Origin of the sequence: Paenibacillus barengoltzii NBRC 101215, from assembly GCF_004000745.1 — a bacterium.
Classification (GTDB): Bacteria; Bacillota; Bacilli; order Paenibacillales; family Paenibacillaceae; genus Fontibacillus; species Fontibacillus barengoltzii.
The window spans coordinates 24,459-46,072 of the sequence record NZ_BILV01000020.1; the positions used below are offsets into that span (position 1 = coordinate 24,459).

General features: G+C 49.7%; 21 protein-coding genes. 3 read left to right on the forward strand and 18 right to left on the reverse strand.

Annotated features, from left to right (window positions below):
* The 14 genes from rplI to rpsF form a co-directional block, all read right to left on the reverse strand.
* A complete protein-coding gene (rplI, locus tag PBA01S_RS07880) occupies nucleotides 1-444 on the reverse strand; it encodes a 50S ribosomal protein L9 (RefSeq protein ID WP_127575743.1) in 444 nt (147 codons plus the stop codon).
* Nucleotides 441-2,423 carry a DHH family phosphoesterase gene (locus PBA01S_RS07885; RefSeq protein ID WP_028539294.1) on the reverse strand — a complete coding sequence of 661 codons (1,983 nt, stop codon included), beginning with the start codon at nucleotides 2,421-2,423 and terminating at the stop codon, nucleotides 441-443. The genes rplI and PBA01S_RS07885 overlap by 4 nt, the downstream gene beginning before the upstream one ends.
* A gap of 11 nt (nucleotides 2,424-2,434) precedes the next feature.
* The gene (locus PBA01S_RS07890) at nucleotides 2,435-3,355 is read right to left on the reverse strand and encodes a DUF2232 domain-containing protein (protein ID WP_127575744.1); all 921 of its coding nucleotides are present in this window, start codon (nucleotides 3,353-3,355) and stop codon (nucleotides 2,435-2,437) included.
* Between the two features lie 6 nt (nucleotides 3,356-3,361).
* Nucleotides 3,362-3,664, reverse strand: a complete 303-nt coding sequence (locus PBA01S_RS07895; RefSeq protein ID WP_028539295.1) for a MazG-like family protein — start codon at nucleotides 3,662-3,664, stop codon at nucleotides 3,362-3,364.
* 88 nt (nucleotides 3,665-3,752) lie between these two features.
* Entirely contained in the window at nucleotides 3,753-4,178 is a 426-nt protein-coding gene (locus tag PBA01S_RS07900) for a CBS domain-containing protein (RefSeq protein ID WP_016314560.1), read from the reverse strand.
* 169 nt (nucleotides 4,179-4,347) lie between these two features.
* Entirely contained in the window at nucleotides 4,348-5,436 is a 1,089-nt protein-coding gene (locus PBA01S_RS07905) for an LCP family protein (RefSeq protein ID WP_028539296.1), read from the reverse strand.
* Nucleotides 5,437-5,720: 284 nt separating this feature from the next.
* On the reverse strand, nucleotides 5,721-6,761 hold the full coding sequence (locus PBA01S_RS07910) for an ABC transporter ATP-binding protein (RefSeq protein WP_028539297.1): 1,041 nt from the start codon (nucleotides 6,759-6,761) through the stop codon (nucleotides 5,721-5,723).
* The gene (locus PBA01S_RS07915) at nucleotides 6,758-7,786 is read right to left on the reverse strand and encodes an ABC transporter ATP-binding protein (protein WP_016314563.1); all 1,029 of its coding nucleotides are present in this window, start codon (nucleotides 7,784-7,786) and stop codon (nucleotides 6,758-6,760) included. The genes PBA01S_RS07910 and PBA01S_RS07915 overlap by 4 nt, the downstream gene beginning before the upstream one ends.
* Nucleotides 7,753-8,769, reverse strand: coding sequence for an ABC transporter permease (locus tag PBA01S_RS07920; protein ID WP_016314564.1), 1,017 nt, complete (start codon nucleotides 8,767-8,769; stop codon nucleotides 7,753-7,755). The genes PBA01S_RS07915 and PBA01S_RS07920 overlap by 34 nt, the downstream gene beginning before the upstream one ends.
* Nucleotides 8,766-9,737 (reverse strand): ABC transporter permease, encoded by a 972-nt coding sequence (locus PBA01S_RS07925; protein WP_127575746.1) that lies wholly within the window; start codon nucleotides 9,735-9,737, stop codon nucleotides 8,766-8,768. The genes PBA01S_RS07920 and PBA01S_RS07925 overlap by 4 nt, the downstream gene beginning before the upstream one ends.
* Nucleotides 9,738-9,862: 125 nt before the next feature.
* On the reverse strand, nucleotides 9,863-11,602 hold the full coding sequence (locus PBA01S_RS07930) for a peptide-binding protein (RefSeq protein WP_085169958.1): 1,740 nt from the start codon (nucleotides 11,600-11,602) through the stop codon (nucleotides 9,863-9,865).
* 631 nt (nucleotides 11,603-12,233) lie between these two features.
* Nucleotides 12,234-12,503: a 30S ribosomal protein S18 gene (gene rpsR / locus PBA01S_RS07935; RefSeq protein WP_009223360.1), complete on the reverse strand. Its 270-nt coding sequence runs from the start codon at nucleotides 12,501-12,503 to the stop codon at nucleotides 12,234-12,236.
* Between the two features lie 21 nt (nucleotides 12,504-12,524).
* Nucleotides 12,525-13,007, reverse strand: coding sequence for a single-stranded DNA-binding protein (ssb, locus tag PBA01S_RS07940; RefSeq protein WP_028539301.1), 483 nt, complete (start codon nucleotides 13,005-13,007; stop codon nucleotides 12,525-12,527).
* A gap of 40 nt (nucleotides 13,008-13,047) precedes the next feature.
* Nucleotides 13,048-13,332: a 30S ribosomal protein S6 gene (rpsF, locus tag PBA01S_RS07945; protein ID WP_009223358.1), complete on the reverse strand. Its 285-nt coding sequence runs from the start codon at nucleotides 13,330-13,332 to the stop codon at nucleotides 13,048-13,050.
* A 330-nt stretch (nucleotides 13,333-13,662) separates the two neighbouring features.
* Here rpsF and PBA01S_RS07950 point away from each other — a divergent pair, with 330 nt between their 5' ends.
* The gene (locus PBA01S_RS07950) at nucleotides 13,663-13,860 is read left to right on the forward strand and encodes a YjzC family protein (RefSeq protein ID WP_028539963.1); all 198 of its coding nucleotides are present in this window, start codon (nucleotides 13,663-13,665) and stop codon (nucleotides 13,858-13,860) included.
* 274 nt (nucleotides 13,861-14,134) lie between these two features.
* On the opposite strand, the gene PBA01S_RS07955 is transcribed toward PBA01S_RS07950, so the two are convergent.
* The 4 genes from PBA01S_RS07955 to PBA01S_RS07970 are packed head-to-tail and all read right to left on the reverse strand — an operon-like array spanning nucleotide 14,135 to nucleotide 19,427.
* Nucleotides 14,135-15,454, reverse strand: coding sequence for an MBL fold metallo-hydrolase (locus tag PBA01S_RS07955; RefSeq protein ID WP_127575747.1), 1,320 nt, complete (start codon nucleotides 15,452-15,454; stop codon nucleotides 14,135-14,137).
* Nucleotides 15,451-17,127: an ABC transporter permease gene (locus PBA01S_RS07960; protein WP_028539965.1), complete on the reverse strand. Its 1,677-nt coding sequence runs from the start codon at nucleotides 17,125-17,127 to the stop codon at nucleotides 15,451-15,453. The genes PBA01S_RS07955 and PBA01S_RS07960 overlap by 4 nt, the downstream gene beginning before the upstream one ends.
* A 4-nt stretch (nucleotides 17,128-17,131) precedes the next feature.
* Nucleotides 17,132-18,262: an ABC transporter substrate-binding protein gene (locus tag PBA01S_RS07965; protein WP_085169961.1), complete on the reverse strand. Its 1,131-nt coding sequence runs from the start codon at nucleotides 18,260-18,262 to the stop codon at nucleotides 17,132-17,134.
* A gap of 34 nt (nucleotides 18,263-18,296) precedes the next feature.
* Nucleotides 18,297-19,427, reverse strand: a complete 1,131-nt coding sequence (locus PBA01S_RS07970; RefSeq protein ID WP_084628936.1) for an ABC transporter ATP-binding protein — start codon at nucleotides 19,425-19,427, stop codon at nucleotides 18,297-18,299.
* 203 nt (nucleotides 19,428-19,630) lie between these two features.
* On the opposite strand from PBA01S_RS07970, the gene PBA01S_RS07975 reads away from it, so the two are divergent.
* Together PBA01S_RS07975 and PBA01S_RS07980 are read left to right on the forward strand one after the other, a co-directional pair.
* On the forward strand, nucleotides 19,631-20,536 hold the full coding sequence (locus PBA01S_RS07975; RefSeq protein WP_085169971.1) for a LysR substrate-binding domain-containing protein: 906 nt from the start codon (nucleotides 19,631-19,633) through the stop codon (nucleotides 20,534-20,536).
* 129 nt (nucleotides 20,537-20,665) lie between these two features.
* Complete coding sequence (locus tag PBA01S_RS07980; RefSeq protein WP_028539968.1) at nucleotides 20,666-21,526, forward strand: hypothetical protein; 861 nt, start codon at nucleotides 20,666-20,668, stop codon at nucleotides 21,524-21,526.
* Nucleotides 21,527-21,614: the final 88 nt, after the last annotated feature.

Genomic DNA, 21,614 nt, shown 5'->3' on the forward strand with positions numbered 1-21,614 from the left:
TTATTCCTCCGTCACTTGAACCTTCAACGTCGATTTCACTTCGGGGTGCAGCTTCACCGGCACTTGCGTCACACCCAGCGTCCGGATGGGCTCATGCATTTCGATCTTGCGCTTATCCAGCTTCATGCCCGCCTTCTCCAGCGCTTCGGCAACCTGCTTGCTCGTAATCGCCCCAAACAGGCGGCCGCCTTCCCCGGCTTTCGCTTTCAGCTGCACGGTCATCTCCTCCAGCTTCTTGCCAAGCTCGATGGCCTCTTCCTTCTCCTTCTGCTTCCGCTTCTGCTCCGCCGCCTTTTGCTGCTCCAGCGTCTTCACGTTGCCTTCCGTTGCCGGACGTACCAGCCCGCGCGGAATCAGGAAGTTTTGCGCATACCCTTCGGAGACATTTTTGATTTCCCCTTTTTTCCCTTGACCCTTAACATCTTGCAAGAAGATCACTTTCATTCGAACAACCCCTCTTCCTTCTCTATTTCATCCAGCACGGCGAGCAGCTTCTTCTCCGCTTCCGCCTGGGTTCCTTCCAACTGAACCGCCGCATTCGTCAAATGTCCGCCACCGCCCAGCCGCTCCATGACCACCTGCACGTTCATGTTCCCCAGCGACCGGGCGCTGATGCCAATTAAGCCGTCTGGCCGCTCGCTGATCACAAAAGACGCCAGGACGCCGGTCATATTCAGCAGCGTATCCGCGACTTGAGCAATTAACATCTGTGGAATTTTGCGATTCGGCTCCGTCACCGCCAAAGCGATATGCCCGTGTATCATTCGGGCATGCTTGATGATATCGGCCTTGGCGATGTACTCCTGCAAATCTTCCTTCAACAATCGCTGCACCATCACCGTGTCCGCTCCATTTCGGCGGAGGAACGCTGCGGCCTCAAACGTCCGCGAGCCGGTATGAAGCGCGAAATGCTTCGTATCGACGGTGATGCCTGCGAGCAGCGTCGTCGCTTCCAGAGGGCTCAGCTCCACCTTCTCGTGAATGTACTGCAGCAGCTCGGTGACGAGCTCGCAGGCTGAGGAAGCATAAGGCTCCAGGTAGACGAGCACCGCGTCGGTTACAAATTCCTCGCCGCGGCGGTGGTGGTCCACGATGACGACGCGGCTTGCTTCTTCCACAAGCCGAGGCTCCATCGTCATGGAAGCCTTATGCGTATCGACAAGTACGAGCAGCGTGTGCTCGGTCATCAAATGCATGGCTTGCTCCGGCGAAATAAACCGCCGGAGCAAGGTCTCTTCTTTGCCGATGCGCTCCATCAGGCGCTCGATCGCCGGGTTCGGGCCATCCAGTACAATGTGGGCCTCGACCTTGTACATATCGGCAGCCTTCAGCACGCCGATGGAGGCGCCGATCACGTCGAGGTCCGGCACGCGATGGCCCATGATGATGACGCGGTCGCTCTCCTGCATCAAATCGCGCAAGGCATGCGCGATGACGCGGGCGCGGACGCGCGTCCGCTTCTCTATGGCGCCGGATTTCCCGCCATAGAACGAGAGCCGCTGACCGGCCTTGACTGCGGCCTGGTCGCCCCCGCGGCCGAGCGCCATATCCAAGCTGGACTGGGCGAGTTCGCCCAGCTCACTGAAGCGCTCGGCGCCAAAAGCGAGGCCGATGCTGAGCGTAATCGGCACCTTCAGGTCCGCGGTCATTTCGCGGACCTCGTCCAGAATGACGAACCGGCTCTGCTCGAGTTCGTCCAGCGATTTCTGATTCAGAATCATCAGATATCGCTCAGAGGACAGTCGCCGCAAGTACACGCGGTACTGTTTGGCCCATTCCGTAATCGCCGTCGCCACGCGAGCGATTAAGGCGGTGCGCTGCTGGTCATCCATGCCCTGGGTGGCCTCATCCAGATTGTCCAGCAGCACGATCCCCAGCGCAGCCCGTTCGTCTTCGTACCGTCTGCGCAGTACCGCCAGCTCCGTCATATCATGGAGATAAATGATGCGCTCGTTCGCATCGACGGTAAGCTCATAGTAACGCTCCCCGACCATGACTTCTGCCGTGGTCCGAGCGCCCGCCGCATCCTTCTTGTCTTTACTTGGCAAGGGGAGCTGCGGCAGCAGCTCGGACAGCGGTTGGCCCACGACGGAATCTTTGTCGTACATGCCAGCCACGAACTGATTATGCCACTCAACTGTCCGTTCTTCGCTATACAGGATCAAACCAAACGGAAGCTTACTGACAGCCTCGCCTTCCACCCGTTTGATCCGGTAATTCAAATCGGTCACGTAGCGAATCAGCTCTTGGCGGAACTGCCGCTCCGCCCGCAGCATGCTGAAGGTCAGCACACTCACGAGACATAAGCAAACCAGTCCCAGGATCCAATTAAAGAAGGAGACGAAGATGACGAGCAGCAACTGGAGCATGAACATCCATACGGTCTGGTAACCGTACCAACGTTTTTGCAAAACATTTGGCATGCCTTCTCACCCTATCGTCTTGGTCTCGTAATCATATCCCGCAGCGGGAATGCAATGTCCAAAATCCCCACGATTCGAAGCGGCGGAATAAACAACAGCGCTACAATGAGCAGAATTGGAATCACCGGATTCCACTTGCGATGGTAGGCGGCAAAGAAGAAGAAGCTTGCCGTTTGCACCATGAAGAGAAATTGCAGCAGCGGCATCAGATTCAGCACAATCGTGCCCAAGAATCCTTGGCTTACTGCTTCTCCGCCAAACCACTGCAGCAATACGCCGATCAAATAGTACCAAATCAGCGAACGCGGCAACCGCCAATCACGGATCGGCGGCATCTTCGGCACCGCATGACCCAAGCTGGACAACGTAGGCCGGGAGATGGCATGGGCTACTGCAGCCATGAGCAGTGAGCAGACGATCATCGTAAAGGGAATCATCCGCACCGTCAAGCTGGAGAATTGCTGGCTCATCTCTGGCGACCAGACAATGGTGCCAGTCAACGAGCTGTCAGCGACATTCGTGAACGGAGCCATCGCCGCATTCACCAGGTCCTCAATCGCATTCGCCAGATTAAAGTTGAAGAAGACGGTGCTGATCAGCAGTACCAGCAAAAACTCCAGCAAAATGGTGCCGGCTCCCGCCATGACCGTGCGGAACGCCGGGCTTCTTTTCTTATATAAATAGCCCATCACGATCGAAGGAACAATAAAATAGACGGCCTGCAACAAGATCAGCGGGCCGAAGATCAATGCAACCGCCAGCCAGACCACCGCGACGTGCACAAAAAACGCTCTTGTCGACAAGGTGGTGTACAGCAAAATACCCGGCACGATCAGAAAAAACATCGTGATCACGGTCAGCGGAGTTGCAAGTGACAACAGAAGCAGCAAATATACGGCGCTCCAGGCCACCGATGTCCAGCGTAACTTCAAATGGGTTCACCTCTTAGACATATGTTCTTCCAGGGTAGAAATATCTTGATACCAATCCTCGAGCTGGTGACCCTCCTGCTTATGTTTTCTCAGTTTCTCCAAGATACTGTCATCCATATCCCGATAGGAAACACCGAGTCTCCGCCCCAAAATATAACTGCTGACGATAAGGCTGGCAAGACTGTCCGTTACCCGTGTCGTGCTGCCTTCCCATAATGCCTTAAACAAACGGGATACGTGATCGACTACTTCCGTTTTGAGCCATTCAATCACTTTGGCACGCTTGGCTACATCCATTTCCCTTTGCATCTCGGACAGCTTCGACCCTCCCCGAAAAAAGCTTTATTCTTCATTATAGCATATAGCAAACGCGACAAAAGACGCAAACCTTTAGGATTTATTGGGTTTGTGCCGTATTTCGGGTCACGAACTTCTCGCAATATTCGATGATCTGACTACGCCGCACGATCCCAATAAACCGGCACCGGTCATCGACAACCGGCACGAAGTTCTGCACCTTCGCCAGATTAATCAAATCCTCCATATCGGCATCGATTCGTACCGGCTTGATGTCCATCTTCAGCGGCACGTCCTTCAGGAGAAATTTTGAAGCGGTCTCAAAAGTAATCTTGCCGCTCGAATTTTTCATGTGCCATAATAAATCGCCTTCCGTGACCGTACCGACATACACCCCATCGTGATCGATGATCGGCACGGCCGTATAACGGTGATACTCCATACGCTCCAGCGTCTGCCGTAACGTGGACTCCAACGTCATGGTGACCACGTCATTTTTCGGAAGCAGAAAAAACGCTATATTCATGAGAACGAAATCCTCCTCATCCTTTCATTCAGACTCCCCTATTTGATACGTTTCGAAACCGAAGTTGTTCCAGAACCGGCGGCATGAAAGCGGCAGCCGGAACTCCGGACTGCCGTTGTCTGAAATCAGGGTATATTCACATTATAATCTAAGGTATGATGCCCCACGATCACTCATTCTTGCTCGTATTTGCCGCCGTTCCCTGCGCGCCGTTTTGCCCCGCATCTGTCTTCTCTGCATCACGGGATTCCGGAAGGATCAATTCAAACGCCTCCGTATCCGGGTTCAGCCAATTGTCGATCATCTCTTTGGCGAAATCAACATCCTCTTCATTCGCTTTATCATAATAAACCCCATTGATCCGAATGCCTTTGCCTAAAATCGTAAAGCCGCTAATTTGCGGAGAAGTATCTCCCAACAAGACCTTCTTGGACAATTCGATGATTTGGCTTGGCGGCAAGTCGGTCTTAAAATTATCCCCCATCAGGTTGATTAATTCAGGGATTTTTGTCACTTGGTTCAGCTTTAACATCCGGTTCACCATGGCGTTCAGGAACACCTGATGTCGTTTTGTCCGGTTAAAATCACTGTCTTCCCGATAACGGACGAAGTTGAGCGCCTCCGTACCGTCGTACAACGGTTTATTTGCCTTAATCGTAAACTTCTCATGATCCGCTTGTTTATTGACAATATCCTTCGTAATCGGCAGCTCTACACCGCCCAGCGCGTCCACGATGTCACGCACCCCTTGGAAGTTCACGGCTGCATAGTAATCCACCGGATAGCCGATGAAGTTCTCCACCGTATCCTTGGCCATCTTCTCCCCGCCAAACGCATACGCATGATTAATCTTATCTTCCTTACCCTTGCCGACGATCTCGGTATACGTGTCGCGCGGGATGGAGATCAGCAACACCTTGGCATCCTCCGGACGCACCACCGCATAGATCATCGTATCGGAGCGAGCTGGCTCGTTATTCCGTTGATCCACACCTAACAGCAGAGTGCTGAATGGCTTCATCTTCTCTTCCACCGGCTCCACCGGACGGGGCTCTTCCCCTTCAATTGGCGAATACGAGCGTTCCAACGTCTGCTCAACTTTGCCTGACAGGAACAAGTCAAAGGCCATCACGGCAAGCGGCTTGCGGAACAAATATCCCCCGGCCCCCGCCACCAACAGAACTATGAGTACAATCCACGCGATTTTCTTGCGTTTATTCTTCGATTTCATCTTCTTTCTGCTACGACGTTCGATCATGGTTTTTTACGCCTCCATCGCCATTCTGGTTGATTTCCTTCTCTATCTGCCATATCACTACGTTTTTACTCATCCTTGCTTAACTTATCTATCATTTTTCAAAACAACTCTACCGCTTTGTACTATAACACATCGAGGAAATCGGGTACAACAATGCGGGATATGTAGATGCTGGTCTACTAACCAATGAAGCTTGGACGAAAAAAGAAGGGAGGCCCGCTCCTACCGGAGATCGGACCTCTACCGTCATGAACCAGCCTGTTTTTTTGCGAGAAGGCGTCTGTTTAAGCCAACACGGTCTCCGGTTGCAACGGGAAGTGGCAGGCCACTTGGCGTCCGGGAGCTGCCTCAATCAATGGCGGTTCCACCTTGGCACATTGCTCCTGGGCAAACGGACAGCGGGTGTGGAAGCGGCATCCGGAAGGCGGATTTGCGGGAGAAGGAACATCCCCCTGTAGCACGATCCGTTCCCGCTTCCGACCTGGCGTCGGCTTTGGAATGGCCGACAATAAAGCGGCTGTATATGGATGCAGCGGAGAATTGAATAACGTCTCCGTTTCTCCGACCTCTACCAGCTTACCCAAATACATGACGCCGACCCGATCGGAGATATGCCGAACGACGTTAAGGCCATGGGCAATGAAGAGGAACGTCAATCCGAGCTCACGTTGCAGCTTCATCAACAGGTTAATGACCTGTGATTGCACGGACACGTCCAGTGCCGATACCGCCTCATCCGCGACGATAAACTTCGGATTCAGAGCTATTGCCCGGGCAATACCAATCCGTTGCCGCTGACCGCCGGAAAATTCGTGCGGATAGCGATTGCGCCGGCTGGCATCCAGCCCTACCAATTCCATGAGCTCCACGACTCTAGCATCTATTTCCTTGGAAGATAGGTTGCGATGAACGCGTAAAGGTTCGCCGATGATGTCTTTTACTAGAAAACGAGGATTTAGGGAACCGAACGGATCCTGGAAAATAATCTGCATCTCTTCCCGAAGCTTCCGCAGCTCTTGCCCCCGTAAAGAATGAATGTCCCGCCCCTGGTAGATGACTTCTCCTTCCGTAGCTCCTTGCAAGCGAAGAATGACACGTCCCAGCGTTGACTTGCCGCAGCCGGATTCTCCGACGAGCCCGAAGGTCTCCCCTTTTCGAATCGCTAAGGATACGTCATCTACCGCTTTCACTTGACCAACGACCCGGCTGAGCAAGCCTTTATGAATCGGGAAATACTTCTTAATCCCGCGGATATCTACCAGAATCTCATCGGACTTCAAACCGCTCGGTCGCTTTACTTCTACATTCGCCGTTTCTGTCGTCATGCGGGTTTCACCTCATCTCTGCTGCTGTGGTCATCGCTTTTGCTTACCGGCTTATCCTCATAGAGCCAGCAGGAAGCACGATGATCTGCTCCGATCATAAACTCCGGTGGTTCCTTCTGCCGGCAAACCTCCTTCGCATGCGGGCAGCGGGGGTGGAACCGGCAGCCGGAAGGCAATTGACCGATTGGCGGGATTGTCCCCTGGATCGTGTACAGTTCTCCTCCCCGTTCCCCTTCAAATCCAGGGATCGATTGGAGCAGCCCTGTGGTGTATGGATGACTGGGTTGATTGAAGATATCTTCCACTGGACCTTCTTCAACGATCGCCCCCGCATACATAACAGCGACCCGATCTGCCATTTCCGCAGCTACGCCCATATCATGGGTAATCAGCAGAATGGACATGCCGAGCTCGGCCTGCAGCTTCCGCAGCAAATCAAGGATTTGCGCCTGTACCGTCACGTCCAGCGCGGTCGTAGGTTCGTCAGCAATCAACAGCTCCGGGTTGCAGGCTAAGGCAATGGCAATGACGACCCGTTGGCACATGCCGCCCGACAATTCATGGGGATATTGCTTGGCGCGAATTTCCGGCGCAGGGATGCCTACGAGCTTCAACAGGTTAACAGCCATATTCCAAGCCTCATCCGCATCCTTATTCTGATGCAACCGCAAGCTTTCGGCAATCTGTTCCCCTACCGTAAATACCGGGTTTAACGCCGACATGGGATCCTGAAAGATCATCGCAATTTGGTTGCCACGGATCTGCCGCATCTCTTCCTGTTTCTTGGTGGCTAAATCCTGACCGCGAAACTTAATGCTGCCATCCATGATCACTCCGCCGGCATAATCAATCAGCCGCATGATGGCGAGTGAGGTCACGCTCTTTCCGCTCCCCGATTCACCAACTAAGCAAACCGTCTGTCCCTTTTCTATGGATAACGAGATCCGGTCGGTCGCTTTCACAACCCCATTTTCCGTTAAGAAGCCCGCCGTCAGTTTCCGGATTTCGAGAAGTTTCTCCGCCATTTTGCCAGCCTCCTCCGGGATTTATTCAGATTCTGTCTTGGATCCAGCGCATCGCGGATGCCGTCCCCGATGAAGTTCACCGCCAGAACGACGATCAAGATGCATAAGCCGGGATAAACTGCCTGCATTTTATCAACGAGCATAAATTCTTGTGCATTACTTAACATCAATCCCCAGCTTGTTGCCGGTGGTTGGATGCCTAAACCAAGGTAAGACAAAGCCGATTCGCTCAAAATCGCCGAACCAACCATCAAGGTTGCATTCACAATAATCGGAAACGTAGAGTTCCGTAATAAATGACGGAAAATAATGCCTGTATTCGATACCCCGATGGCACGCGCAGCTTCAACGTATTGCATTTCCCGCAATTGAAGGAAATTCCCGCGCACCAACCGTGCAATACTCATCCAGCTGGTAAAGGCCAAAATCATAATCATATATTTCATATCCGACCCAAAAATCGCCAGTACCAAAATGTTAAGGAACAACGTAGGTACCGAGTTCATCACATCGACGATCCGCATGAAGACCGTATCGACCCATCCGCCGAAATAACCGGATAACGCACCGATAATCGAACCGATGATGACCGAAGCTACGGCGACGGAAAAACCAATTAATAAGGAAATTCTTGCACTATACAGCAGTCTTGTGAACACGTCACGTCCTAATTCATCCGTGCCTAACAGGTGCCCATCGGTCCCTGCTGGGAGATTCGGGAACATCAGATCGATCTTGGCCGGATCATACTTGGTAAGCCAAGGGGCAAAAATCGCAGCCAGAATAAAAATCAGTAACACGACTAACCCTGTCATTGCATAGGGATTATGCGAGAATTTTCTCCATAATAGGCCCCAAGGACCCAGCGGCTTCTTGGCTGGAAGTGCAGCTACCGCATTCTGGGGATCCGATGCATGACTTGGTTCAGGAGTTGGCACGTCGGGAGATGTTCCCGGCGATATCGTTACCTTGAGATCACTCATGCAGCTTTCGTCCCCTTTCCACCCAATTTAACCCGTGGATCTACAATGGCATATAAAATATCCGCGAGTAAGCTACCAAGGATAACCATAACCGAAGTAACGATCGTAATCGCCATCAGAACAGAATACTCCCGTGCCGTAGCCATCTCGACATAGAGGCGCCCCATCCCCGGCCAGTTAAACACGTTTTCCGTGAGGGCAGCGCCGCCGACAAGCAGCGGTAAATCCAGTCCTAAAATGGTGATGATCGGAATAAGCGCATTCCGTAAGGCGTGTCGGAACACAACCTTTCTTTCCTTAACACCCTTTGCCCGAGCCGTGCGGATGTAGTCCATTTCAAGGACCTCCAACATACTTGCACGGGCATACTTAATATAAGAAGCAAGGAATCCTAACGATAATACCGTGATGGGAAGCACTAGATGCAGTAATAGGTCAAGCAGGCTGTCTTCCTTCCCCCTGGAGTGCATGTCCGATAGGGGAAGCCAATCGAGGCCTAGTGAGAACCACTGTTGCAAAAGTATACCGAACCAGAAGGTTGGCATCGCAAATCCGATATAAGAAATAAAGGATGCCGTTTGATCAGATAATCCATATTCTTTTGTACTGTTATAAATGCCCCAAGGGAGCGCAATAATCAAGGTTAACAACCAAGCGGAGCCCATTAAAACGAACGTATTCCCGATACGAGGCCACAATAAATCCCCAACTGGCAAATGGTTTTTGAACGTATATCCTAAGTCACCTTGCAGCAAGTCCCCAACCCACCGTAGATATTGAATAGGTAAGGGCTTATCCAGACCGAGGTTTTGCTTCTGCTGCTCGAATGCTTCCGGCGATAAACCCGGAGCAAGGAAGACTTGCGTTGGTCCCCCTGGAGCGGCATGGATCAGCAAAAACGTCACGACGGTGATCAAGAAAATGACCAAGACCGATTGCAGCAAGCGACGGATCAGATATTCTGTCATCTTTTATCCTCCTAAACATAGTTAGGTATAGAACCACAGGATAAAAATAGAGCTTGAAAGGGAGAAGGAGAAAGAGAATACTCCCTTTCCCCCTCCTGCGGTTCTATTTCCTGTATCCGCTCTTCTTATTCCGTTACCCACCAGTTGATCAGATGGAAGTAGTATCCGTAGCCCAACGATGGTTCTGGACGGTCTTCTTCTTTCCAATGAACTCTTGGACCCGTACCGATGGCGTTACCATATTGATAAAGGAAGACATATGGCAAGTCTGTAGAGATTTCCTTCGCCAGTTCCTTATAGATCGCTTGACGTTCCGTTTGATCAACTGTGGAGTATCCGTCTACCCACAATTGGTCGAGCTTTTCGTTCTTATACCAACCGGTGTTTTGACCTGCCGGTGGGAAGTATTTCGAAGAATAAATGCTTTCTGCATCCGGATCCGGGTTGTTCAGAGACCATGCCAACAAAATGGCTTGATACTTACCTGGGTTGACGTTCTGATCGATCCATGCGGCAAAGTCGATGCCTTTAGGCGTAACTTCGATACCAACATCTTTCAAGTTTTGCTGGATAATCGCAGCCACTTGTTCACGGCGGCTGTTACCGGCGTTATATTGCAGTTCGAAGGAGAAGCGGTGACCGTCTTTCTCAAGGATCCCGTCTTTGCCAGGAACCCAACCGTCTTCTGCCAGCAATTGTTTTGCTTTCTCCGTATCATAGTTATAGTTGACAGCAGCATCCTTCGGATCCGCCCAAGTGTCCGGCAGGAACGGAGCGTTCATCAGCGCACCGACACCTTTCAAGACATTGTCAACCATCCCTTGACGGTTAATTGCGTATGCAATCGCCTGTCTTGTCTTTTGACTTTGGAACAAACCGTAGTTGTCCGGGAAGTTCTTCGGATCGAAGTTAAACCCGACGTATTCATAAGTCGGACCCGGTTTTTGGATGACGTTAATATCCTTATTCGATTTAACAGCTTCAACCTGCGTCACCGGAATGGCGCTGATATGGTCTGCATCACCTTTCAACAAGGCTTGAACTTGGGTGTTTTGGTCGGCATAAATTTTATAGATGACTTGATGAATATGCGGCTTCTGCGTACCCCAGTAGTTTGGATCGAGATCCAACGTGTGGCTTTCGCCTTGTTTCCATTCTGTCCACTTCCATGGCCCGTTCGTTACGGTTTTCGATGGATCTGTACCATATGGATGTTGTTGAAGTTCCTTCACAGGAACATCCTTCAACACATGGTAGGGGACCAAATCGGTAACCAGCGTATATAAGAACGGAGCGTAAACGGATTGCAACTTAATGTTGACGGTCAAATCATCCACTTTTGTAACGCTCTCTACCTTATCGAAGGAGCTGATCGCTGGGGAACCCGTTTCTGGGTTACGAATCGTATCAAATGTAAATACGATGTCGTCGGCCGTTACCGGCTGCCCGTCACTCCATTTTGCGGTATCTTTCAGCTTCACGGTATAAGTTAAACCGTCCTCAGAAATTTGTGGAGGCTCGGCTGCCAAAGACCAAGGCTCGACAACTACATTTCCTTCACGGTCTAGATCGTACAGTTTGGAGAAAAGGAACTGCTCCACATCTCCGGAAGAAGTATCACCAATAAAGATAGGATTTAAAGTAACAATATCCGAAAAAGTTGAAAGGACAATTGTACCTCCGTCTACCGGCTCATCTGCCGATGGTTCTGTTTCCGGTTCCGTTGTGTTTTCTGGAGTTGTGTTGTTCTCTGTCGGAGTCGGCGAATTGGAAGCTGTGTTATTGGTACTGCAACCTGCAAACAAAATACCTACGAGAGATAAAATAAGTAAGATGGACCATAATCTTCTCTTCTTTGCCACCATGTGAGTTGACTCCTCCTTGTTTAATTGTTGAGAACGTGCAGTTCGTCATGCCTTTCCTCTTGCCAGGATGTTCCTTTCGACCTCCCCCTTCATCACTCTCTAGTTGCTTCTCACAGTGCTTAATCCTGGACAAAACAACTCACTTACGTCCCTATGGCTCTATCTCCCCATGACTTGTACCCTAAAAACAGAGACACAACGTCAGCCGTTTGTAACAAAGTGTGACATAGGTTTGATATAAACCATCGGTTAATAAGCATCTTAAGCCGGTCCCTATCAGGGATATGCACCAGTTCAATTATTGATCATAATACATGTGAAAATATCTTACGTCAATAATTTTTTTAGTCGATTGTCGGATCCTAATTAACCCTAATTTACTAGTATTTTATAGAAATATTTAATATGAAGCGTTTACAAAAAGTTGAACGTTAATTTTTCTTACTTGTCCTGTACTATTGATGTTAACATTTTTCGAGTTCGTTCTATCTTTCTCGTCATAAATCGACTTTATTTTAAATAGGTTTACTTGGATTTGTCGTAAGCGAAGCTCTATGACTTAAGTCCTTTTTGTATAGAAACAAAAAACAACCGAACCCTGAGGTTCGGTTGTTGTTCTAACTGATCACGCTTATTCCGTTGTGTATGGAAGCAATGCGATTTGACGGGAGCGTTTGATCGCGATCGTCAAAAGGCGTTGGTATTTCGCGCTAGTGCCAGTTACACGACGAGGCAAAATTTTGCCGCGCTCGCTGATGAATTTCTTCAACAGCTCCGTATCTTTATAGTCAATGTGAGTAATTTTATTCACAGTGAAGTAGCACACTTTACGACGTTTGTTGCGGCCGCCGCGGCGAGCCGGTCTTTTGTCGTCTCCGCCTTCTCTTTGCTTGAAGCTCATGCTTTTCAGTCCTTTCCGTTGTTAAAATGGCAAATCGTCATCCGATATATCGATCGGTTTCCCGTCGTCGGAGAAAGGATCGTTCTGATTGCTGCGCGAGAATCCGCCGCCACGGCTGTTGCCGCCGCTGCCGCCTCCAAATGGAGACTCTTCCCGCGTACCGCCGCCACCTGCACCGCCCTCGCGGTTCGATTCCAAGAAACGGACATTATCGGCAATAACTTCGGTTACGTATACACGTTTACCTTCGTTATTTTCGTAGTTCCGTACTTGAATACGTCCTTCAACAGCCGTTAACCGCCCTTTACGCAAATAATTCGCGCAAGTCTCGGCAAGCTGTCTCCAGGTAACAACCGGGATGAAATCCGCCTCACGTTCGCCCCCTTGCGAGGTGAACGGTCTGTCCACAGCAAGAGTAAACTGAGTTACCGCTACGCCAGCTGGCGTATATCGCAGCTCCGGATCCCGGGTAAGACGTCCGATGAGAATGACACGGTTCAACAATCAAATCCCCTCCTTCGGGCAATGGTTACTCAAACTTGAATTAGGCTACGTCTTTCGTGATGAGATAACGGATAACCTCGTCGGAAATCTTCAAGATCCGTTCCAGCTCAGCAACAACTTCTGGAGCAGCGGTGAAATTCACGAGAACGTAAATTCCATCACGAACCTTGTTAATCTCATACGCAAGCCGGCGTTTGCCCAACACTTCATGTTTGGTAATTTCACCGCCGTTTTGGATGATGCCTTGGAATTTTTCGACTGTAGCTTGAACAGCTTCTTGTTCAACGTCAGGACGAATAATGTACATCACTTCGTATTTGCGCATTCTGATTCACCTCCTCTTGGACTATGGCCCCCAATACGTGTCCCGTTTGGGAGCAAGGAGCGAGAGTAAACTCGCACCGTAATAGTATATCAAATCCAAAGTCGGCACGCAAGGATCAGATCAAGTTCCCACAACTTGCCTTTGCTATTGATCACCATGTGCCCATACGATACTCATATCGATCGCTCCCATGCGCTTTACCATGCAAACCGTATGCTCCCTCAAATTACGCTGCCTGTAAATAATTATCGGTCCATAAAGATACATGAAAAAAAACGCATGACAAACAATATCCATGTAGTCTAATGCATTGCAAAGGAGGAACGCAGTATGGGTGAACAAACCGAATTCGAGGAAGGCATGCGCGCTCCGAACCCGGGGGTTTACGTTGAGGTAGGCGAGGCGCGCAGCTTTCATACGCAGATTAAAGATCCAAAACGGATCACGTTGAACAAGGGCGATAAATTCCCTGAAACGACAAACAAGAATCGCAAGTGGAAGAAAGAAGAAAAGGCTCGTGTTCACTAATTTATATTTTTCGTAATGGATGTGTATAAAACGAGGGAATCTGCACATAATACAATCGACGGCGACAAGAGAGGTGTGGTTCCGTTGGTCCAGATCGCTTTTCATGAGCTGTTAGGAGTCTAACTCAAGATTGGAGTAAGGAGAAACACCGCAAAGTTTTCGCTTTACGGCAAGGCTGCCTTCAGGGGCAGCAAATCCTATTCCTTGATGTGAGCATAGAATCTCCACAGTAACGCCGTCAGCAGGACCCTTCGGGGTCCTGTTTTCATTTGTTTTAGAACCCCAATTCTTCGCTTGGTTGCAGGGAATAAATATGTTGGTGGCCTTCCTCTAACAGTAATCTGCATACTTCGTCCGTTTTCACTTTGGAAGTATGTACAAGTAATGTCTTTAAAGCAGGAACTTCTGCAAGCATCCTTCTTACATCCCCCAGCCCTTGATGTACCTTGTAACGGATATGATGAACGCGGCAATCCGGTTTATTTATACCCCCCACCAGTATATTGTGAGCAAACGTATGACGCGCAGCATGTCCTGTAATCACGACCGCATGCTTGGGATCCCCGGCTACTTGATCGAAGTACCAGCGAGCTCTTGGGGATTCCATCATACCGTCACTGGTGAAAATGACACATGGCCCCTTCTGACCTAAGGCTTGAAGACGTTCCTCATTATTCTTCGGTAAAATGATTCTATGTCGGCTGTTATCCAGCGCCTGTCGAATTCGTTCGCTCATTCCAACCTTAAGCCATTCCGGCTGTTCCAGCAGCCGCTGCAGACCAGCCCATATTTTCTCTTCAACAATGATGTTATAGGATTCGAACTGCTCGCAGGTCCAAATCAGCATATCCTGGCCTCTTCCGTAAGCCGGCACAGGTAACAACAGATGCCCGCCTAGTTCCAGTGTCTTTTGAGCAACCTTGGTAAGGTGAAACAGTTTGTCTTCTTGAGATTCTTGATCATTGCCATAGGCATTATCTACAATGGCTAAATCGGCAGGTTCCTCCGGCCCCAAGCCAGCTCCCCTCTCGTTTTCCTTAGGCGAGTCAACAGCCAGCAGCAACGACTCCGAGCTATAGTCACCCGAGAAATAGATTTGGTGATCCTCCACCTCGAGCCGCAGCCAAATGGAACCAGCCAAATGGCCGCTCCTCCCCCACTTCACCCGGACAGAAGCTGGATGCATGCCCAAATCTGCCCATTGCATGGCGGGAGCCAGATCCTCAAGATAGCGGAAATGCAGTGCTTCAATATGCTCTTCCGTATATGGGAGCTTGGCGCCTCTGCCATTCACATAACTGCGCCAGTTGGCGAAATAGCTGCTTAATTGATCAACGGTTGGCCTGGTCGTCCAGATCGGACCTTTATAGCCGTGCTTATATAGTAACGGAAGTGCCATCGAATGATCCTCATGAGCGTGCGACAGAAAAACCGCCGTTAGTTGAGGAATGACCTCAGGATCGAGCAGCGGATACTGGCCTTCGTCTTCTTTTTTTACGCCGCAGTCCAATAATATCCGATGATGGTCGCCGACAAGTAAATAACAGGAGCGGCCATGTTCTCCGGCCCCTCCCCATATATGAAGTTTCATCATTTTGCATTCCACTTTCTTCTGGAGCCCAAGCTCTCGATAATTAATAACATCAAGGTGGTAAAACCAACCGAAACGACGGCCATCGCCATCCCTAACGAAACCTGCCCCTGCTCAAATTGAGCAAAAATGTAGGTGGCCGAGGTCTGAACTGAAGGTGGAAGGATTAATAGTGAGCCCACCAGTTCCCGCGAAGCAATCGTAAAGGTCATCATCCAGCCGGAAATCATCCCGGGTACAATCAAAGGCAGCATGATTCTTCTAAAAATATAAAGGGCGCGTCCACCAAATACTTGCCCAGCCTGAAATAAGGAACTGTCTATCTGGCCTGCAGCGCTTTTTACATATTGAACGGTATAAGGAACAAATAAAATAACATACGTTAAAATGACCATGCCATAGGTGTTATAGAGGTGAATGGGCATCCAAGGTGAGTTCCATAACAGGATGAGGCCAACCACCATCACGATGCCAGGCACGGTATTCGGCAGCAGACTTAACAAGTCAACCGACCGCTGTCCAATAGTACGTGAGCGTTGAATCACCAGTGCAAACCAGGTGCCCAGCACCACAGCAACCGTAGAAGCGACGAAAGACAACCAGATGCTGGACATCAGTGCCTTCATACTCGGTGTTCCCCAGGTGAGCAGCTGTTTATAGTAATCGAACGTCCAGTTGTTCCAAGCCAGGCCCACACCGCGAAGTTTCATCATTGAGGCCGCCAGGATCGAGAAATAAGGAACCCCGATTGAGAAAACAAGCAGAAGTCCCACAAAAATAGCGCTAATCCAAACTGGCCAGCCGCTCTCCCTCAGTGCGCCGCGGCGGCTGCCTTTCCCACCTACCATGCTGTAAGTAAAGCGGCGGCTCAGTATGGATTGGACATACCACATCAGCAGACAGGCCGTCAGCAGCAACGATGCCAGGGTTGTAGCTTTGCCGAAATCAATCGGCCAGCTGGAGATATATTTATGGATTTCCGAGGTCATGACCTCATATCCGATTCTTTTGCCAAAAGTAGCTGGTGTGCCGAACTCCGCGATAGTTTTAACAAAGATCAGCATGGCGCCCATGCCGTATGCAGACAGAAGCAGCGGTGCCACGATCCGGCGGAAACGATACAAAAACGGGGCTCCCATCACAGCCGCCGCTTCTTCCATACTCCCTCCAATTCGCTCAAGCGCGCCGCGCAGCAGCAAATACAGAAAAGGATAAAGATGCAGGCTCATAATCAATACCATGCCGCCAAAGGTGAAGAAGTAAGGCGTAATTCGGGATAGAGACGGGATCAGCTGCTCCAGGTATCCGTTCTTCTGCATAAATAGAATCCAACCCATGGATCCGATGTAAGGCGGCGTCATAAAAGGAATGAGCAGTACAATGTCCAACCACTTCCAGCGGCCGATCCTTGTAGCAGTCATTATCCAAGCCAGGGGCAAAGCCAATACCGTAGTACCAGCTATGACACAGATCCCAAGCCAAATGGAGCTAAACATTACACCGGTCAGTCCGGACTTCGCCAGCGTACGGAAAGGAGCTGACCACTGCAGCTCCCCGTTTCGATACACCGTTTGAATGAAGATTTCAATCAGTGGAACAACAATCATGACGGTAAGAACCAACAGGGCCAATCCGATAAACCAGACCCTAGCGGATTTGAGTGACAAGTACTTCATCATTTTATTTGAACAGCTGTGTAAATTTTTCAGTGATGTCTGCGCCGTTCTCGTTCATCCAATTCCAGTCCACTTGATACTGTCCAATTTCATCCAGATTGGCCCGGTTTTCCGCTTTGATATCCGTACGTCCCGGCAGAAGGGCTGCATCGGAAACCATTTTTTGAGCTTCATCCGACAACAGGTAATCAATAAATGCTTTGGCATTGGCTTCATGCTGAGTTGATTTCAGAATGAGTGCAGGACGCGGGCTGATAACGGTCCCTTCCTTCGGATACACGATGTCAACCGGTTCGCCTTTTGCTTTCGCCTTGTAGGTCATGTAGTCAACCGCAGCAGCTACGATGCCTTTAGCCCCCGTAATAACCGGATCCAATGCTTCCTGGTTAGCTCCGGCCATAGCGACGCCATTCTTCTTGTAGTCCTCGAACAAGGACCAACCGCTGTCTCCTTTAACACTCAGGTAACCGGTCATAAAGTCGAGCGCAGAACCGGACAACGACGGATCAGGGATGTTTACTTGGTCTTTGAATTCAGGTTTGGCTAGATCTTCCCATGATGTTGGCGGGGTCTTCACCAGATTGGTGTTATAAGCGATGCCCAGCGCTGATGCACTTGTGCTAAAGTAATTGCCTTCAGCGTCGGACCAATCCGGATTCAGCTTATCAGCATTTACGGCTTCCGGATAAGGGAGCGTTAATCCTTCCTGCTTCAAGCCTTGTGCAGATGGAAGAGAAGCCAAGATCACAACATCCGCCACCGGGTTAGACTTCTCAGCCTCCAGCCGGGCTAAAATTTTACCGGTCGTGCCTTGGAATACCTCAACCTTTACTCCGGTTTTCGATTGATAACCTTCAATCAGTTTTGTTGCCAAACCTTCCGGCCCTGCTGTGTACACCGTCAGTTTCTTATCTGCTGAATCGGAAGTACTGTTGCTTTCATTAGAGGCCGGTGCAGAAGCAACCGTTGATGCGGTATTGGTCGAAGCAGAATTGCCATTGTTCGAACTAGCTGCTCCCCCTGAAGTTGTGTTACTGCCGCAGCCCGTCAAGGCTAAGCCGAAAGTGAGCATTAGAGCAAGCGCGCTGCCTGTCCCCCATTTACCCTTTTTCTTGTTAGGAATGTGATTCGCCATGTTTCTTTTCCCCCTTGATTTATACTGTTATCCCTTATTTCCCAGCGATAGCTGGGCTTTTGCCGTAGCCTATCCCTACGACTTTTGCGGCGCTATTCAAACTGCCGACTTTGATATTCCCACTACCTTGGTTAGCCTGATCAATCTCCAAGAAACTTGTAACCCGGCCCTTTGGCAGGTATACATTTAAACGGCTTCCTACCGGAATTCGGCTGTGATGATAAGCCGTCCAAACCTCCTGTCCCTCAGCTTGAATGTGCATCTCATACCGATCCCCCATGTAACTAACCTGCAGGACCTCCACCTCATAAGACTGGCGGCTCCCTTCTCGATCCTGCTCCCAAAAGAGGTGCTCCGGTCTGAACATTGCAGTTGCAGCAGACTGAGTTCCGGATGCCAGCTCCAAATGCGAGCCTGGTTGGCTAGAATGCCTTAACCAGTTGGATTTGCCGATAAATCGGGCCACAAACGGATCTGCTGGCTTTCCGTACACCTCCTCCGGTGAACCGGTCTGCAAAATGCGTCCTGCATTCATCACCACAACCTCGTCGGACATCGACATGGCTTCAATCTGATCGTGTGTGACATAAAGGGCTGTCAGGCCCAAGTCTCTAACGAGCGCCATCATTTCAACACGCATCTCTTCACGAAGTACGGCATCCAGCGCGCTCAGCGGTTCGTCGAACAAGACAAGACGGGGACGCACGGCCACCGCCCGGGCAAAAGCGACCCGTTGCTGCTGTCCGCCAGACAACTGATGTGGGTACCGCTGTTCCATGCCGCCCAACTTAACCTTCTCCAATGCTTCCAATACCGTTTTGCGAAGTCCATTCGTCTGCCGACTTGTCCGCAGACCAAAGGCTACATTTTCAAACACCGTCATGTGCGGCCATAAGGCAAAATCCTGAAAAACCATACCGAATCCGCGTTTATGCGGCGGTGTCACCTTGCTTCCCGGTCCGTCATACAAAACTTCATCACCAAAAGAGATCAAGCCCTGATCCGGGGTTTCTAATCCAGCGATCATTCGTAGCAGCGTTGTTTTCCCACAACCCGAAGGACCAAGCAAAGTAGTAAACCGGCCTTGCCTAACCTTCAAATCAGTGGGGTATAAAGCAGTTGTAGAGCCAAAACGCTTTTCCAACCCTTTAATATATAAATCCATTAGGTTCCCTTCCTTGCCCAGTTAACTGGTAAACGGCGCCATGCCGCTTACATTCCTTAGTTTACCTACCGATTTCAATACCTGTGTTATAGCAATGTAAATGCAAAATTAATTTTTTCAATGATTTGTTTTAACATTCATAGATTAAATATATAGACATGGGCCCGTACAAAAGGAAGGGATTGTGAGGTTAAATGGAGATCATGAATCTAAATCTGCTCAAGCTGCGAATCGTCGAACTGCTTGAGAAATACAACAAGATTACAACCGTGGCTGAGATCTTAGACCTTAAACAACCAACGGTTACTTTTCACATGAAAAATATGGAGAGGGATTTCGGTGTAAAGCTGTTTGATACTCGTATGGGGAAAATCATTTTGACAGACGCGGGTTATGCCCTGCTCCATTACGCTATTAAAATCGGGGCCTTGGCTTCCGAAGCGCAGCGAGCTGTTATCGAGTTTGATGCCCTAAGAAAGGGCCATCTCCAGATCGGGGCCAGCTACGTGCCGGCCACTTATCTTCTGCCCGTAATGATTCATCGTTTCTCCAATGAATATCCTGGTATACACATCTCCTTGTCCGTCAAACCAGCGCCGGTGATCCGGGAAATGCTTGAGAAACACCAAATTGACTTAGGTATTATTTCAACGGAACCTTTTATATCGGCGGAACTGCAAACGGAAGCCATCTGCGAAGACGACTTGGTGCTGATCTTATCGCCAGATCATGTTCTGGCCGCACAGCCTGAACCCACTGCGGATCAAATTGCTTCTTCCCCCTTTATTTTGCACGGTATGGAGTCCAGCACCCGCCGCTTTGCGGAAAAATGGCTTGAAAGCAACCGCCTGCGTCTTCCCTTCTCACTGGAGCTTGATTCTCTGGAAGCCATTAAACAAGCGGTGATGCTTGGCAAGTATGTTTCTTTCGTTTCTCGAATGTCAGTTGAGGATGAGGTACAACGCGGACTACTGCAAATGAGAAAGATACCCGACAATGAGGCCAAACGTTACGTCTATATGGCTACTAACCGAAACCGCCATCCTTCTGCACTGCTGCGCAAGTTTACCGCCCATCTGTCTCAATGCCTAAATCCTGACCAGCAATAAATCTTGGATGCCCTAAAGAAAATGTTTCTTTTTTTTACCAGAACATAAAACAGCTTTGACATCATCCTTATACAACCTCTTTAAAGTGAAGTCTGTAGGCATTCCCCACTTTAAAAAGGAGTGAAAATCATGAATATCAAAGCTAAGATTGTCAAATCTATGACTGCTACCGCATTAACTGCGGCTGTTCTGCTGACAGGCTGGCAAACCGCAACGGATGTCCAGGCAGCTTCCAACGCTGTCCCTTCTTACGAAGTAAAATTCCTGCTGGATGCCGGGAAAGTGCTAAACGCCGACGGCTCTCTGCAAAGCTCCGTAACCAGCGAATTTCACATCACAAGTCCTGCTGATCAACAGCTCGTGGAGTATTTTGACACCCATGCGCAGGATTTGAACGGCTCAGGCTGGAATGTCAGATTCCGCAAGAAGGAAGACAAGAAGAAATACGAACTGACCTATAAGAAAAGATTCACCGTAACAAACGGGGACATCAACGCCGCACTTACCGCAGCGAATCAAGCCGGCTTTGATTCCTCTGATGATAACTATGAGGCTGAAGTAGACTGGGGCTACAGCAAGCAGACGCTGAGCTTCTCAAATGATAAAGAAGAATCTGCATCCAAGGGACTTACCATCCCGTCAGAGAGCAAAGTATTGAACATGCTGGTAGACAACATTCCGGGTAAGCTTAAAAATACTAATGGGTCCGGCTGGGGGAAAGACATGCTAAAAAGCTCCCGCGCCCATGGCCCAGTAATCGTCAGTAAATATGAAGGTGAATTTAACGGTCTTGAAACGAATATCGAAGTCATGCCAATTCGAACCGAAGACGGTACAGGTATGGAGAATTTGATCGAGATCTCCTTTAAGACGGACAGCTACGGCGAAGCTGCATTAAATCGAACCAAGCTGATGAACACGCTGGAAGCGAAAGGTTGGCTCGTTCATGCCGATTCCCTTAAAACCAACCTGATTCTGAACCGGTACTAAGCTTTCATGTCACAAAGTCCTATGGGACAATCCATTCTTAGAAAACAAAAAAGGCCCTCTACGTTCATCACGTAGAAGGCCTTATCAT

Bases quoted from the DNA above. Each gene is read 5' to 3' on its own strand.
- rplI (WP_127575743.1), bottom strand. From the start codon at position 444: ATGAAAGTGATCTTCTTGCAAGATGTTAAGGGTCAAGGGAAAAAAGGG.
- PBA01S_RS07885 (WP_028539294.1), bottom strand. From the start codon at position 2,423: ATGCCAAATGTTTTGCAAAAACGTTGGTACGGTTACCAGACCGTATGG.
- PBA01S_RS07980 (WP_028539968.1), top strand. From the start codon at position 20,666: ATGAATATCAAAGCTAAGATTGTCAAATCTATGACTGCTACCGCATTA.
- rpsR (WP_009223360.1), bottom strand. From the start codon at position 12,503: ATGAGCTTCAAGCAAAGAGAAGGCGGAGACGACAAAAGACCGGCTCGC.
- PBA01S_RS07915 (WP_016314563.1), bottom strand. From the start codon at position 7,786: ATGGCGGAGAAACTTCTCGAAATCCGGAAACTGACGGCGGGCTTCTTA.
- PBA01S_RS07950 (WP_028539963.1), top strand. From the start codon at position 13,663: ATGGGTGAACAAACCGAATTCGAGGAAGGCATGCGCGCTCCGAACCCG.
- PBA01S_RS07960 (WP_028539965.1), bottom strand. From the start codon at position 17,127: ATGAAGTACTTGTCACTCAAATCCGCTAGGGTCTGGTTTATCGGATTG.
- PBA01S_RS07970 (WP_084628936.1), bottom strand. From the start codon at position 19,427: ATGGATTTATATATTAAAGGGTTGGAAAAGCGTTTTGGCTCTACAACT.
- PBA01S_RS07900 (WP_016314560.1), bottom strand. From the start codon at position 4,178: ATGAATATAGCGTTTTTTCTGCTTCCGAAAAATGACGTGGTCACCATG.
- PBA01S_RS07975 (WP_085169971.1), top strand. From the start codon at position 19,631: ATGAATCTAAATCTGCTCAAGCTGCGAATCGTCGAACTGCTTGAGAAA.
- PBA01S_RS07895 (WP_028539295.1), bottom strand. From the start codon at position 3,664: ATGCAAAGGGAAATGGATGTAGCCAAGCGTGCCAAAGTGATTGAATGG.
- PBA01S_RS07905 (WP_028539296.1), bottom strand. From the start codon at position 5,436: ATGATCGAACGTCGTAGCAGAAAGAAGATGAAATCGAAGAATAAACGC.
- rpsF (WP_009223358.1), bottom strand. From the start codon at position 13,332: ATGCGCAAATACGAAGTGATGTACATTATTCGTCCTGACGTTGAACAA.
- PBA01S_RS07965 (WP_085169961.1), bottom strand. From the start codon at position 18,262: ATGGCGAATCACATTCCTAACAAGAAAAAGGGTAAATGGGGGACAGGC.
- PBA01S_RS07920 (WP_016314564.1), bottom strand. From the start codon at position 8,769: ATGAGTGATCTCAAGGTAACGATATCGCCGGGAACATCTCCCGACGTG.
- PBA01S_RS07930 (WP_085169958.1), bottom strand. From the start codon at position 11,602: ATGGTGGCAAAGAAGAGAAGATTATGGTCCATCTTACTTATTTTATCT.
- PBA01S_RS07925 (WP_127575746.1), bottom strand. From the start codon at position 9,737: ATGACAGAATATCTGATCCGTCGCTTGCTGCAATCGGTCTTGGTCATT.
- PBA01S_RS07910 (WP_028539297.1), bottom strand. From the start codon at position 6,761: ATGACGACAGAAACGGCGAATGTAGAAGTAAAGCGACCGAGCGGTTTG.
- PBA01S_RS07955 (WP_127575747.1), bottom strand. From the start codon at position 15,454: ATGATGAAACTTCATATATGGGGAGGGGCCGGAGAACATGGCCGCTCC.